Origin of the sequence: Tabrizicola sp. (assembly GCF_034366665.1) — a bacterium.
Classification (GTDB): domain Bacteria; phylum Pseudomonadota; class Alphaproteobacteria; order Rhodobacterales; family Rhodobacteraceae; genus Tabrizicola.
This window is the reverse complement of record NZ_JAXMMF010000071.1, coordinates 1-13,974: the sequence shown is the minus strand read 5'-3', so window position 1 is coordinate 13,974 and position 13,974 is coordinate 1. Positions and strand designations below refer to the sequence as shown.

The window sequence follows — 13,974 nt, the reverse complement described above, 5'->3', positions numbered from 1 at the left end:
CGCGCAGTTCACGCTGCTCGCCTACTTCTTCCTCGGCGGGGCGATGACGCTGAAGAACGACGATCACGTCCGGATGGACCTGATCTATCAGCACCTTTCGACGCGCGGCAAGGCGATCATGGACCTGATCACCTCGGGTTGCCTGCTGTTCTATCTGGTGGTGATGACGATCGGCTCGATCTCCAGCCTGCAATACGCGATCCAGACCGGCGAGCGCCGCTTCTCGATGTGGAACCCCTCGATGATCCCCATCAAGGCGCTGCTGGTCGCCTGCCTGATCCTGATGATCCTCCAGACCTTCTCGCTGATCTTCAAGCACATCGCCACGATCCGCGGGGTGGATGCGACATGAGCTACGAACTCATCGCCATCCTGATGTTCGCGACCATGTCGGTGATGCTTCTGACCGGGCAGCGGGTGTTCGGCGCCATCGGCTTCGTCGCGGCGGGCGCGGCGCTGCTTCTCTACGGCCAGGGCGCCGTGGAAATGCCGTTCAATGCCACGTTGAAGCTGTTCAACTGGTTCCCGATGCTGACGCTGCCCCTGTTCATCTACATGGGCTACATTCTGTCGGAGGCCGGGATCGCGGAGGATCTCTACCGGGCGTTCCACGTTTGGTTCGGCCGGCTGCGCGGCGGGCTTGCGATCGGCACGATCGTACTGATGGTGGTCATTTCGGCGATGAACGGCCTGTCGGTCGCGGGCATGGCGATCGGGGCGACCATCGCACTGCCGGAGATGCTGAAACGCGGCTACGACAAGGTGCTGATCACCGGCGTGATCCAGGGCGGTTCCTCGCTCGGCATCCTGATCCCACCGAGCGTCGTGCTGGTGCTCTACGGCATGATCGCGCGCCAGCCGGTGTCGCAGCTGTGGTTCGCGGGCATCATGCCCGGCCTTCTGATGGCGGCGATGTTCATCACCTACATCATGATCCGCGCGAAGCTGAACCCCAAGCTTGCGCCGCCCGTTCCGGCGGAAGAACTGAACATGACCTTCGGGCAGAAGCTGGCGCTGGCACGCGCCGGGATTATCCCCTTCGTGATCTTCTTCTTCATGACCGGGCTTTTCGTCTTCGGCTATACCAGCCTGGTCGAAAGCTCGGCCGTGGGGGCCACCTCGGCCACGCTGGCGGCGGTCATCAAGGGGCGCTTCAGCTGGCGGCTGATCCGCGAGACCTCGATGAAGACGCTGGCCGTGTCCTGCATGTTCCTGTGGCTGATCCTGGCCGCCCTTGCCTTCGGCGCCGTCTTCGACGGGCTGGGCGCGGTCCGGGCGATCGAGAACCTGTTCCTGAACCAGTGGGAAATGAGCCCCTGGGCCATCATCATCATGATGCAGGTCAGCTTTCTGTTGCTGGGCATGTTCCTGGATGACACCGCAATGCTGGTGATCGTCGCCCCGCTTTACATCCCGCTGGTCGCCAGTCTGGACCTGGGGTTCGAGAACCAGCTGATCTGGTATGGCATCCTGTACACGATCACCTGCCAGATCGCCTACATCACGCCGCCCTTCGGCTACAACCTGTTCCTGATGCGGTCCCTTGCGCCGAAAGAGTTCAGCCTGGGGGACATCTACCGCTCGATCTGGCCCTTTGCGGGAATGATGGTCCTGACGATCATCCTTCTGATGATTTTCCCGCAGATCGCGCTCTGGCTGCCCGAGCAGATCAACGTCAGGGGCTGACCCACCACTCACCAGCGGGCCGAAGAAGCCCAAACCAACAAGGAGATGATGATGACCGAGAAGAAACCGCAAAGCCCGTCCGAGGCGATCCTCGCTTCGCGCCGGAACTTCCTGCGCCAGTCCGTGATGGGGGCAGGGGCCGTCGCCGGGGCCACGCTGGCCGCGCCTGCCGTGATTGCCCAGACAAGCCCGATCAAGTGGCGCCTGCAGACCTATTCCGGCGCGCCGCTGGGTGCCCATGTGATCAAGCCGCAGATCGAGGCCTTCAACGCCGCCGCCCACGGCGAGATGGAGATCGAGCTTAACTAGGCCGACCAGCTGGTCCCCACCGCCGGCCTTTTCCGCGCGCTGCAGAACGGCACGCTGGACGCCGTGCAGTCGGACGAGGCGACGATGGCCTCACCGGTCGACATCTCGGTCTTCGGGGGCTACTTCCCCTTTGCTACCCGCTACAGCCTGGATGTGCCGGCGCTGTTTCAGTACTACGGGCTGAAGGAAATCTGGGAAGAAGCCTATTCCGAGGTCGAGGGCGTGACCTGGCTGTCCGCCGGGGCCTGGGACCCCCTGCACATCTTCACCGTCGACAAGCCGATCCGCAGCCTGGCCGACATGCAGGGCCTGCGCGTCTTTGGCGTCCCGACGGCGGGCAAGTTCCTGGCGAAATACGGCCTGATCCCGGTGACGATCCCGTGGGACAACGTCGAGGTTGCGATGCAGACCGGCGAGATCGACGGTGTCGCCTGGTGCGGCTTTACCGAGGCCTATGAGGTGGGCTGGGCGGACGTGTGCAAATATGCACTCACCAACTCGGTCACCGGGGCGTGGTTCGGCAGCTATTTCGCCAACACCGCCAGCTGGGCAAAAGTCCCGCCGCATCTGCAGCAGCTGTTCCGCAGCACCATCGACCAGTCGCACTACTACCGGAACGTCTGGTACTGGGGGGGCGAGGCGAAGCTTCGGGTCGAGGGCGAGAAGATGGAGCTGACCTCGCTTCCGGCCGAGGAATGGGCGCAGGTCCTGACCGACTCCAAGGGCTTCTGGGACGAGATTTCGGCCTCTTCGCCGCGGTCGGCCAAGGTGGTGGAAGCGTTCAAGAAATACGCCGACACGATGGAAAAGGCCGGATACCCCTACCGCTGATCCGGATCAGAACGGTCGGCGCGCCCGGGTAGGGCGCGCCGAAGCAGAGGGCGGCCCCAAGGCTCAGCTTGCGGTCAGGGCCATGTCCAGCAGCGCCTGGATGTCGGCTTTCGACGTCCCGGCGACGATGCGGCCCAGCTCCTTGCGCCCCTTCAGCAGCACAAGCGTCGACCGGCGCGGGATGCGCAGGTCCTTGGCCAGGGTCTCCTTGGCATAAAGGTCCCAGTCCACCTTGTAGAACACGATCTTCTCTTCGTAGGTCGGGTTCTCGGCCTTCAGCGCGGCCAGGACACGTTCCTGTGCGGCGCAGGTCGAACACCAGCTGGCCCAGAAGTCCAGAAGCACGATCTTGCCCTCGTCCATCGCGGCTTCGGCCGAACCGGGGGTGTAAAGCAGCGGCTCTGCAGCTTGAAGTGCCAGGGGCAGCAAGGTGAGGGCGGCCGTCGAGACAAGGAAGGTGCGGCGCTTCATGAAGGTCTCCTTTGGGGGTGAGGGGGTTAGATGCTGACGGACGTGTCGATCAGCCAGGCGGGAAGGGTGTCGATCAGCCAGGCTTCGACGACGTGATTCAGGCGGAACCAAAGCGCGGTGCCGACCAGGATGAAGACGACGCCCATGATCGGCTTTGCACGCTCGGCCAGGGTACGCAGCAGGGTCTGACGGCGGCGCAGGGCGGACTTGGCGCCGTAGGCAAGCCCGAGGATCAGGGTCGAGACGCCAAGCGCGAAGGCGGCCATGATCGCCCCCGCCCACCCCAGGCTTTCGCCGGTCGAGGCAAGCGCGATGGCCGCGCCGAGGGTGGGGCCGATGCAGGGGCTCCACACCGCACCAAGCAGCGCACCCGACACGAACTGGCCGCCAAGGCCCGACGTCGCAGTCTGGTCGATCTGCGCATCGGCCCGGTTCGCAAGGCCCGCCGTCGCCGCGGCAAAGCGCTGCGAAAAGGCGGGCACCAGCATGACCAGGCCAAAGGCCACCATCATCAGGGCTGCAACCCGCGCGACAAGGTCGCTGTCCAGGCCAAGGGCCGGTCCGATCGCGGTGACGCCAAGACCCAGGGCCACGAAGGACAGGCTAAGCCCTGCGGCCAGTGCCACCGGCGCCCGGCGGTCCTGGTGCAGGCTGGAGGCAAGCACGATGGGCAGCACGGGCAGCACGCATGGGTTGATCAGCGTCAGCAGCCCCGCCAGGTAGGCAAACAGCAGTTCCATTGCGGGTCCCCGTCCTGTGTGTCATCGCAGCCGGTGTTGACGCCAACCCGCTGCATCCACTAGGCCATTCGCAAGCATGAGGCGTTCGTTACCGCCATCACGGGTTGGTGACCGTGCGCGCAAGGCGCAGGCGCTCATGTAACAAGACGGCGTCAATCGCGAATAGGCAGGCAAGGAATGCGGTGTTGATGGACGATTGGGGCACTTTGCTGGCTGAAGCGAACTCTGGCGACAGTCGGGCTTACGCCGCCTTCCTGCGAACGATCACGCCGGTCTTGCGCGGTATCGTCCGGGCAAAGGCGGGGGGCCTCGGCGAGGCGATCTGCGAGGATGTGCTGCAAGAGGTGCTGCTTGCGGTTCACCTCAAGCGGCACACCTGGCAAGTCGGTGCGCCGGTGCGGCCCTGGCTTTACGCCATCGCGCGCTACAAGGTCGTCGACGCCTTCCGGGCGCGCGGCGGCAAGGTCGAAGTGCCGATCGAGGATTTCGACGAGATCCTTGCCGCCGAGGCCGGACCCGACCCGACCGAGGCGGCCGACATGGCCAAGATGATCGGGCTTCTGGACGACCGCTCGGGGCGGCTCGTGCGGATGATCGGGATCGAGGGGTCCAGCGCGGCCGAGGCCGGGCAGGCCCTGAATATGACGGAAGGCGCGGTCCGGGTGGCCCTGCATCGCGCGTTCAAGACACTCGCCGCCCTCAGGGAAAGGCATCTGAAATGAAGACCGAAGACCTTATTGCGGCGCTTGCCGCCGACAGCCGGACCGAGCCGCCCCTGAAGGCGTTCCTGTGGCCTGCGCTGGCCCTGGCGCTGGCCGTGGCGGTGCTGGTCGTATGGGTCTCGCTGGGGTTCCGGTCCGATCTTCTGGCGTCGCTGGGCGAACCTTTCTCGGTCATGCGCTTTGTGCTGACTGCTGCCTTGGGCGTTCTGGGGGTGCGGCTTGCGCTGGTGCTGGCCCGGCCCGAAGGGCGCAGTCTGGCCCGGCTCTGGCCGCTGGCTGTGCCGGTCCTGGCGGCGCTGGGGCTTCTGGTCTGGGCCTATGTCGCCACTCCCGCCGAGGGGCGGCAGATGGCGCTGGTCGGCAAGACGATGACCACCTGCCTGGTGATGATCCCGCTGCTGTCGGTGCTGCCGGTGGCGGCGATCCTGGTCGGTTTGCGGCGCGGGGCCACGACTTCGCCTGCCCTGGCCGGGTTTGCGGCGGGGCTTGGCGGCAGCGGTCTGGCGGCGATGGCCTATGCCATGCACTGCATCGAGGACAGCCCGCTGTTCTATGTCACCTGGTACGGCCTGGCGATTTGCGGGGTCACGCTGGCCTCGACGCTGATCGGGTCACGGGTCCTGCGCTGGTAGCATCGTTCAATCAGGTTGGGCCTTAAGGCAGGGCCTCGAACCAGTCGACCGCCATTTGAGCCCAGCCCTTAGGGATGCTGTGCCCCCCATCGTGCAGGGCGAAGCTGAGGCTCGCATCCGGGGCGCAGCGCGTCCACTCCTCGATCTTGTAAATCCCCAGGCTGCGGGTTCCTTGCGGGTCAGGAGAAGGGCAGCCATTGGCCGCGCGCCAGATCCCCATTGCCTCGAACACATTGCCCTGCACGAAACCCGGCATGATCTCGCGGCCTTCCAGCGGCACGGTCCGGTCCGCCTTGCCGTGGGTATGGAACAGACGCACCGGACCCGCACAGGCCCTGGGATGCGGGCGCCAGAAGCTGCCAGCGACGGGGGCATAGGCGGCGAAGGCCTTAGGCTTGGCGCAGGCGACATAGCTGGTCATTGACCCGCCGATCGAGAAGCCGGCCAGCAGCATCCGATCGCGCTGCAGGCCGAAGCGGGCGGTGGCGTCGTCGGCGACGGCGGTCAGGAAGGCGGTCTCGTCGCGGGTCGCAGGGCGGTCGGGGTGAAAGTCCCAGCTCCTCCCCTCGCCATCGTCGCGCGGCTGGCCGTCGGGGGCGATCACCGCATAACCTCGGCCCAGCATCAGGCTGACCATCGGCTTGTTGCGGATGGTGCCCAGCCCCTCGCCGCCATAGCCGTGCAGAAGGAGGATCGCCGGGATCGGCCCGGTCACCCCGTCAGGCAGGACGATGTGATAGGTGCCGCCCGGGATCGTGCAGGGGCCACTATCGGCCGCGCAGTCGGCGCTGGCGGCCCCGGCCATCAGGACCAGCGCCAGCGTGGAAGCCTTCGTGGTCAATTGTGGTCCCCGATCGGGCGCAAGAGCCAATGCGGTCTGACATCGCGTTGCACCAGCCAGGATAGAAAGCTGGTCAGAAACAGGCTTGCCGCGACGGGAAGCAGCCAAAGGTCGACCCGGCCCACAGCGCAAAGGCCAAGCAAGACCGCGCCAAGGGCGGTCTCGGTCAGGTGAAAGCGCAGAAGCGTGCCAAACCCGGGGCGTCCCGCAAGGTGCGGCATCCAGCCGCCGTCGAACCCGGCCAGGGTCCGCAACACCGAGCGGACCTGATGGACCATCAGCGCAGGCGCCAGAAGGACCGACAGCGCCACCTCGACCAGAACCGAGGCGACAAATCCCGGCATCTGGCGCAGGTGAAGGCGACGGTCGCGCAGGTGGGCACTGATGCCCAGAAGCTTTGGGCCCAGCAACATCAGCCCGACGGTCACGCCAAGGGCCGCCTGGCTGACCAGAGGCAACTCGGGCCAGACGGGCATCAGCGGGTTGGCAAGGAAGGGATCGTACGCTCCGCTGCCCGGCCCGGACAGCGCCCAAAGGATCAGCAGGGCCAACCACCAGACCGAGGCGAGGTAAGCCATCGCCCCTTGCAGTAGGTGAAAGCGCGAGACGATGTGAAGGCCGGGCACTGCCAGCAGCCGCAGATGCTGCATGTTGCCTTGGCACCAGCGTCGGTCGCGGCGCAGGTAGCCGGGCAGCGTCTCGGGCGTGTCCTCATAACTTTCCGACGCCTCGGGCAACATCCGCACGCCCCACCCGGCCCGACGGATCAGGGCGGCCTCGACGAAATCGTGGCTGAGGATCACACCGCCGCGCGGGGCGCGCCCGGGCAGGTGCGGCAGGCCCGCACAAGCGGCAAAGGCGCGGGTCCGTACCAGCGCGTTGTGGCCCAGGAAATTGCCCTCGGCCCCGGTCCAAATTGCGAAGCCGCGGCCAAGGTTGGTGCCATAGACCTCGGAAGCGAAGGACTGCATCCGCTGCCAAAGGGTATGGCCGCCCAGCACACGCGGGACGGTCTGGATCAGGCCGAGACCCGGTTCCAAAGCCATCCGGTCGGCCATCAGCTGCACGGAGGTCGCCCCCATGACGCTGTCGGCATCCAGGATCAGCATCGCTTCATGGTTCTGGCCCCGCGTGGTCACCCAGTCGCGGATGTTGCCGGATTTGTAGTCGGTGTTCGTTGAGCGGCGGCGGTAGTGCAGCGCCAGGCCCGGCTGCGCCAGCCGGACGGCGCGGATCGCGGCGCGTTCGGCTTCCGCGGCCAAGGGATCGCGGGTGTCCGACAGCACATGCAGCGAAAAGCGGTGGCGCCCCTTGCCGGTGAGGGACGCAAGCAGGGTTACGGCACGGTCTATGGTCGGGGCTGCAGGCTCGCCATACATCGGGAGCAGGATCGCGACCGACAGGCCATGCAAGGGCTGAACCTGGGGGCGGAGCCGCCAGAAAAGGCCAAGCGCGGCCGAGGTGACCGAGAGGACCACCCAATAGAAGGCAAAGACGGTGACGGCGACCAGTGCGGCCTCGGTCGCGGCAAGGTGGCCGTCGACCGTGAACCAGCCGAAGCCGACCCGGCCCAGCGCCAGAGTCACGCAAAGGGGAAGGGTCAGCACCACCAACCGCAGGGCGCGGACCGTTTGCGTCGAGCGGACGCCCGGGGCGGCAGGATCGGTGAAGGGCGCTTGGAAGGACTGGTCCGGCATCGCGAGCGGATGGGAGGGTTCGACCTTGACCAGTGGCAGGCGAAACGCAGCGGTCATGCGGTGACCCAGCGGTTGACCCAGACCTCGGCCACGCGCTGCCCGCCCCGCCAAAGCTCGGCGCGAAGTTCGGCTGCAGGGCCACCGCCCTTCAAAGTGAAGTCCAGCCGCATCCCGCCAGTTGCAGGGTTGGCTTGCAGGTGCTGGCTGGAAATCTCGCCAGCGCTGGAGCTGATACGAGCCTCGATCCGTTCAGGATCATCGCCCAGGGCGGGATGGTCCGCGTAGTCGATAGTGAAAAGCCGCCCGTCCTCGAATATCCGCGCGCCGGTGCGGGTGGCGATGACCGGGGCGACGGGACCCTCGGCGGGGCTGGTCGCGCACCAATGCAGGCGATAGTCGAAGCGATGTTCGGACCCGGCCGCCAGCGGTGCGGCGGGGCGCCAGAAGGCGACGATGTTGTCGTTGATCTCTTTGTCGGTCGGGATCTCGACCAGCATCACCGCGCCCGGCCCCCAGTCGCCCACCGGCTCGACCCATAGCGAGGGGCGGCGTTCGTACTGCGCCACAAGGTCGTTGTAGTCTCCGGGCTGGCGCGCGCGCTGCATCAGGCCGAACCCGCGCGGGCTGGTGTCGGCGAAGGCGCTGACCTCGACAGCCTTGGGGTTTGTCAGGGGCCGCCACAGCGCCTCGCCCGCGCCGTTCAGGATCAGAAGGCCATCGCTGTCATGCACTGCTTCACGGAAGTCGTCGAACCGGGTGCGGTTGATGTCGCTGAAGAGGAACATCGACGTGCCGGGCGCGATGCCGACGGTTGTCAGATCGACCCGAGGGAACAGCCGGGCGCTGACGGCCATCTCGGTCGCCTCACCCTTGGTGATGGTGAAGCGGTAGGCGCCTGAGACGGATGGGCTGTCCATCAGCGCATGGACGGTCACGTCCGCCGCTCCCGGGTCGGCCGCTTCGATCCAGAAGTCGCGGAAAACCGGGAACTCTTCGGGCCCGTCCCCCGCGGTGTTCAGTGCAAGGCCCCGGGCGGACAGACCGTAGGCCTGCCCCCGACCGATGGCTCGGAAGTAGCTGGCACCCTGAAAGACGGCATATTCCTGAAATCGGTTTTCAGCCTCCAACTCGCCCAGCAGGCGGAACCCGGCGAAGCCAGTGCCATCTTCGCGCAAGGCGGGGAACTGGTCGGTGGTGTCGAAAAGGCCCAAGCGGAACTGCACCTCACGCGACTGATCTTTCTCGACGGCATGAATGGCGATCTTGTGCGGGAAGTAGAGGCCCGCGACGAAGAATTCGGCCTGCACCGCGCCGGGGGTCCCGCGGAACAGGGTGTGACGGGTGTCGAACCAGATGCCCCGGAAGTCGTCATAAGAGAGGTCAAGCCAGGCCTGGCTGACCGCAGGCGGCGGGGCATAGGGCGCAGCGGCCAGCGCGCGGGCGCGGGCGATGACACTTTCGCGGTTGAAGGGGGTGGCGGGGCCAAGCGTGGCACCTGCGGCCTCATCGGCGCGCAAGGGGGCAAACCCAAGCGCCGAAAGCGCACCGAGGAGGCCAAGCATGTGACGGCGGGAGACGTCGGTCATGGCCGCACCTCGGCCCTCAAGGGCTGATCGGTCGTCTCGGCAACCGGCGCTGCGACGGGGCTGGGCCGGGCCATCTTCCAGGGCTTCGACTTGAAGAAGGCCGCCAGCCTTGCGACCGCGATGATCATCGCAAACCCGGCGAGGTTGACGGCCAGCGCCGCCAGCATCCCGCCGCCTGCAAGGTCAAGCGCCGCGCCCAGAACCCGCGCCATGACCATCGACGCGGCAAAGACCGCCAGCGATTGCTGCCCGACCCGCATGATCTGCGACACGACGGCACCCGCCCAGCCCCCAACGCGCAAGCGAGCGCCTGCGGGACCGGCCCAGACCCAGGCAAGGTAGGCCAGCGCCAGGAAGTGGACATAGCGCAGGATGCCGAAGTCGGACTTGTCGAACAGGACCGACCATTCCTTCCGCCAGTCGCGCACATACTCTGATACGCCGATGACCTTGTGCCAGGCAAAGGGCACCGAGAGGGCAACCACGGCGATGGACGCAATGACAAGAAGGCGGTGCACTGGTGGCGAGGGCAGCCATCCCGCCATCAGTGCGAACCCGGTGAAGAACACAAGCTGCCAGGCAAAGGGGTTGAAGAACCAGGTCCGGTCCGAGGGTTTGCTGAACCAGGCTTCCGCAGGCAGGTTCAGCCCCGCCGTCGCCGCGACCCACAGCGTCAAGCTGAACAGGATCGCCAGCCGCACATCGATCCTGACCAGGGCCATCATCACCGGGATCAGCGCCAGGATCACCAGATACATCGGCAGGATGTCGAAGTAGTTCGGCACATAGGTCAGGGTCAGGAGGCCCAGAAGGTTCGGCCCGGTATTGTTGAGGAATGGGTAGAGGTTCAGCGCCCCGACCTCGTCCCTCGGGAACGCTTCGCTGGCGTTCAACGCCAGCATCAGGGCCAGCGTCACGAAGAACACGCCCAGGTGCACCCAATAGACCTGCCAGATGCGGTGCGCGATCTGCAGCGTCCCCATCAGCCACCCGGCCCGCGTGAAAACCGCGCCGAAGGCCAGGGCCGAGGCCATGCCCGAGCAGAAGACGAACATCTCGGTCGCGTCGGAAAAGCCGAAGCGCGCGGGGATCCACAGGGTCCAGGGGTTGCCGGTGATATGGGCGATCAGGATGATGAACATGCCAAGACCCCGGAAGAAATCGAGCCGGGGGTCGCGTTGGGCTTTTGGCGCGCTCACCTTACACCGCCTGGGCGCGGGCAGAGCCGATCAGCGCAAGGCGGGCCGTCGCATAGCCGTCGGCCATCCCGGCACGCCGTGCCATGCGGTCATGGATCAGGCCTTCGGCTGCGTCCATGTAGCCGCCACGAAGCGCGGCCTCGATGGTGATGCGGTCGAAGACGTCGCGCTGGGCATGGCTGCCACCGATGGATTGCAGATCGGCCCGCCCGGCGCGCAAGTGTATCCAGGCGCTGGAATATTCGCCGCCGGAGAAGGCATGCAAACCCTGGGCGATATGGAGGCCCGGGTGCGAGATGACGGCCTGAGCCTCACCCGCGCTGCGCGGGGTGGATTGCATCCGGGCGATCAGGGCCACGGCGGCCTCGTCCCGCGCACCGCCGCAAAGGGCCAGCATGTAGTGCAGGTCGGCGAAGGCGAGGCAGCCATCCGTTGCGCGGCGTTCGGCCAGAACGGCCAACTCTTCCCAGCGGTCGCCGACCGACACGCCCTCCAGCTCCAGCCGCGACAGCAGCGAGGCGGCGTTGGCGATGTCTCGGTAGTCATCGGTCTTCTCGGCCCGGATATCCGCGTCGTAGTGGGCCAGGGCCGCGTCGTACTGGCCCAGGTCCAGATGCATCAGCGCGCGGTGCCACCAGACGTGGAAGCGGAAGTTGTTGCAATGCGCCCAGGAGGCTTCGCGCCCGGTCAGCCAGTCCAGCCCTGCGCGGGCCTGTCCGGTCATGTCGTAGACGTGGGCGACGGCATGCAGACCCCAGGCGTCGTCGGGGGCAAGCGCGACACCCGCGCGCCCGGTGCGTTCGGCGGCGGCATAGTCGCCGGTCTCCTCCAGCGTGAAGGCATGGCAGCCAAGCAGGTAGCCGCGCGCCGGGTGGTCGGCCCAGGCGTGCAGCACCCCTTCGACCGAGGCGCGCATCTCCTTTGGGCGGCCCATGACGAAGTGTATCGCCTGCACCATCTTCATCGCCAGCGCATCGCGCGGGTTGAGGTTCAGGATCACCTGCAGCCGTGCCGCAGCACGGGTGGGTCGTCCGTTCAACCAGTCGCCAAGCGCATGGACGAAGGCGATCTCGCGCATGGTGGCCGGAGCGCCCGACACTGCCGCCGCATAGGCCTGTTCGGCGACAGCCACCATTTCCGCCCGACCAAGCAGCAGGCATGAGAGCCCCCGGATCGCTTGCCCCAAGGCAAAGTCTGGCGCAGAGGCAAGAACCTGGTTCAAGTCGGGTCCGGTGCTCGCGGCGTGGGACAGGACGCCGAGGATGACCTTGTTCCAGTCGCCGATCAGGGGGCTGGGCAGCGATGTGGGTATTCCGCTTAGATCATCAGAAACCGGCATCGGCGAACCTTCTCGCAAGAGTGACAGCGGGCCTGTGCCAAAGGTTGCACCGGCGTTTGCGTCATTCGGTTCGCGGGTTGCGTGGGGTTTGTTACGGCACGCCCGGCGGATGTCAGGGGGATCACGTGGGCGTGAACGGGCGCGCCTCAGAAGGCCCCGTCATAGGCGCGGCGCGGGATGCGGGCGGCGATCAGGGTAAAGCGGTCGCGGGTCAGGGCGTCAGAGGCTTCACGGGCCAGCGTCTCGGGGTCCGTCACCTCGACCCCGTGGCCGCCAAAGGCGCGGGCCAGGGCGGCGAAGTCGGTGCCCCGGCCCGGGCCGCCGAAATCGACCCCCAGATTTGGGCGCTGGGTGCCGCGCTGCTTCAGCTCGATCAGGGAAAGGCTGTCATCGACAAGGACGCAGATCACGATGGGCAGGCCGTGCGCGGTCAGCGTTGCAAGCTCACCCGCCCCCATCTCAAGCCCCGCATCGCCGACGAAGGCCAGGACCGGGGCCGAGGGGCGGCCAAGTTTCGCGCCAGCGGCCAGGGGCACGGCGCAGGCCATCGTGCAGAGACCCGAGGATTGCAGCATCAGCCGCGGGGCCGGGCAGTCCCACATCTGGCTGACGAGGATCCGGTGCGCGCCGCTGTCGGCGGTGATCAGCGTCTCGACCGGCATGACCCGGCGGAGCGTGGCAAACACCTGATGCGGCCCCCAGTGGTCGGGCGGGGTGAAAGTCATTTTCAGATCGGTGCGCGCATGGGTCGGGGCCTTGTCGGGCCAACGCGACGGGGCTTTGTGGCAGAGAGCGGGCAGCGTCTCGGCCAGGCTGCCGATCAGGGCAATGTCGGCGCGGTGCATCCCGTGGTGGCGGGGGAGGGGGGCGATCTCGATCACCGTCTGGGCGGGGGTCCAGGGATTCCGCCAGCCGATGCGCATCTCGATGGGGTCATAACCCAAGAGAAGGATGCAGTCGGCTTTGGCCATCAGCGGCATCAGGGTGCGGTCGGCCCTGGGCGACAGGCCTGCACCGCCAAGGCACAGGGGGTCGGCCTCATCCATCAGGCCTTTGCCCTTGTAGGTCGTGATCAAGGGAATGGCGTGGTCGGTGCAGAACCGGGTGATCACCTCGCCCGCGCCTTCGTTCACCGCGTCGACTCCGGCGATGGCCAGCGGACGCCGCGCGGCGGTCAGGGCGGCCAGTGCGGCGGAAAGGTCAGCGGCAGCGGGCAGGCCAGGAAGGGTCGGAGGCGCGAAGGGGATGTCGGGCTCGTCTGCCAATCCCTCGGCCACGCCGATCGGCACATCGACATGCACCGGCCCGGGCTGACCGCCGGTCGCCAGCACAATCGCCTTGGCCATCCCTGCGCCCACCGCACCGGGGGCCAGGCGGAAGCTGCCCTTGACCACCGGGCGCAGCATCGCCTGATGGTCGAAGACCTGATGGGTGTAAGTCTCGGCCTCGGCCGCATCGACGCAGCCGGTCAGGAAGATCAGCGGCACGCGGTCCTGCATGGCATTCGCCACCACGTTCACCGTGTTCGCAACCCCCGGCCCAAGGGTCGCCACCAACACCGGCAGCGCGCCGGTCGTGTGCCACAGCCCCTCGGCCAGGAAGCCGCCAGAGTTCTCGTGCTTGACCAGCAGGAACTGCAGCCCGGCGGTATCAAGGCCCTGCATCAGCGCCAGAACCTCGCCCCCCGGGATGCCGAAAGCATGGGTCGCCCCCGCCCGGGCCAAAGCCTGTCCGATGATGTCTGCGCCCGTGGTGGTGGTCATGCGTCTGGCCTTCCTTCGATCACGCCCGCAGCGGCAAGGTCCCGCAGAGCGCGGGCGTCCAATCCAAGCTGGGAGGCCAGCACCGCGAAGGTATCCTCGCCCAGCATCGGCGGGGCCTTGGCATAGCTGACAGGGGTTTGCGACAGGTGCAACGGGTT

At 66.8% G+C, this 13,974-nt stretch carries 12 protein-coding genes and 1 pseudogene; 5 read left to right on the top strand and 8 right to left on the bottom strand.

Annotated elements, in window-relative coordinates:
* From U1E69_RS09900 to U1E69_RS09890, 3 genes and pseudogenes are all read left to right on the top strand, one after another.
* Positions 1-352 (top strand): TRAP transporter small permease subunit (locus U1E69_RS09900; protein WP_322244216.1); only part of this gene is annotated, 352 nt, incomplete at its 5' end.
* On the top strand, positions 349-1,686 hold the full coding sequence (locus tag U1E69_RS09895; RefSeq protein WP_322244215.1) for a TRAP transporter large permease: 1,338 nt from the start codon (positions 349-351) through the stop codon (positions 1,684-1,686). The genes U1E69_RS09900 and U1E69_RS09895, both read left to right, overlap by 4 nt.
* Positions 1,687-1,737: 51 nt before the next feature.
* Positions 1,738-2,826: pseudogene (locus tag U1E69_RS09890) on the top strand (C4-dicarboxylate ABC transporter).
* Between the two features lie 63 nt (positions 2,827-2,889).
* On the opposite strand, the gene U1E69_RS09885 reads toward U1E69_RS09890, so the two are convergent.
* On the bottom strand, positions 2,890-3,297 hold the full coding sequence (locus U1E69_RS09885; RefSeq protein WP_322244214.1) for a thioredoxin family protein: 408 nt from the start codon (positions 3,295-3,297) through the stop codon (positions 2,890-2,892).
* A gap of 26 nt (positions 3,298-3,323) precedes the next feature.
* The gene (locus tag U1E69_RS09880; protein WP_322244213.1) at positions 3,324-4,037 is read right to left on the bottom strand and encodes a cytochrome c biogenesis CcdA family protein; all 714 of its coding nucleotides are present in this window, start codon (positions 4,035-4,037) and stop codon (positions 3,324-3,326) included.
* A gap of 188 nt (positions 4,038-4,225) precedes the next feature.
* Here U1E69_RS09880 and U1E69_RS09875 point away from each other — a divergent pair, with 188 nt between their 5' ends.
* The gene (locus U1E69_RS09875) at positions 4,226-4,759 is read left to right on the top strand and encodes a sigma factor (RefSeq protein WP_322244212.1); all 534 of its coding nucleotides are present in this window, start codon (positions 4,226-4,228) and stop codon (positions 4,757-4,759) included.
* Entirely contained in the window at positions 4,756-5,391 is a 636-nt protein-coding gene (locus U1E69_RS09870; RefSeq protein ID WP_322244211.1) for a DUF1109 domain-containing protein, read from the top strand. Before U1E69_RS09875 ends, U1E69_RS09870 begins: the two co-directional genes overlap by 4 nt.
* A 22-nt stretch (positions 5,392-5,413) precedes the next feature.
* On the opposite strand, the gene U1E69_RS09865 is transcribed toward U1E69_RS09870, so the two are convergent.
* From U1E69_RS09865 to U1E69_RS09840, 6 genes are all read right to left on the bottom strand, one after another.
* Positions 5,414-6,232 (bottom strand): alpha/beta hydrolase family esterase, encoded by an 819-nt coding sequence (locus U1E69_RS09865; RefSeq protein ID WP_322244210.1) that lies wholly within the window; start codon positions 6,230-6,232, stop codon positions 5,414-5,416.
* Entirely contained in the window at positions 6,229-7,986 is a 1,758-nt protein-coding gene (gene mdoH, locus U1E69_RS09860) for a glucans biosynthesis glucosyltransferase MdoH (RefSeq protein WP_322244209.1), read from the bottom strand. Before mdoH ends, U1E69_RS09865 begins: the two co-directional genes overlap by 4 nt.
* Entirely contained in the window at positions 7,983-9,515 is a 1,533-nt protein-coding gene (locus U1E69_RS09855; protein WP_322244208.1) for a glucan biosynthesis protein, read from the bottom strand. Before U1E69_RS09855 ends, mdoH begins: the two co-directional genes overlap by 4 nt.
* Positions 9,512-10,714 (bottom strand): OpgC domain-containing protein, encoded by a 1,203-nt coding sequence (locus U1E69_RS09850; protein ID WP_322244207.1) that lies wholly within the window; start codon positions 10,712-10,714, stop codon positions 9,512-9,514. Before U1E69_RS09850 ends, U1E69_RS09855 begins: the two co-directional genes overlap by 4 nt.
* A 1-nt stretch (position 10,715) precedes the next feature.
* Positions 10,716-12,053: a tetratricopeptide repeat protein gene (locus U1E69_RS09845; RefSeq protein ID WP_322244206.1), complete on the bottom strand. Its 1,338-nt coding sequence runs from the start codon at positions 12,051-12,053 to the stop codon at positions 10,716-10,718.
* A gap of 146 nt (positions 12,054-12,199) precedes the next feature.
* Positions 12,200-13,816 carry a thiamine pyrophosphate-binding protein gene (locus U1E69_RS09840; protein ID WP_322244205.1) on the bottom strand — a complete coding sequence of 539 codons (1,617 nt, stop codon included), beginning with the start codon at positions 13,814-13,816 and terminating at the stop codon, positions 12,200-12,202.
* Positions 13,817-13,974: the final 158 nt, after the last annotated feature.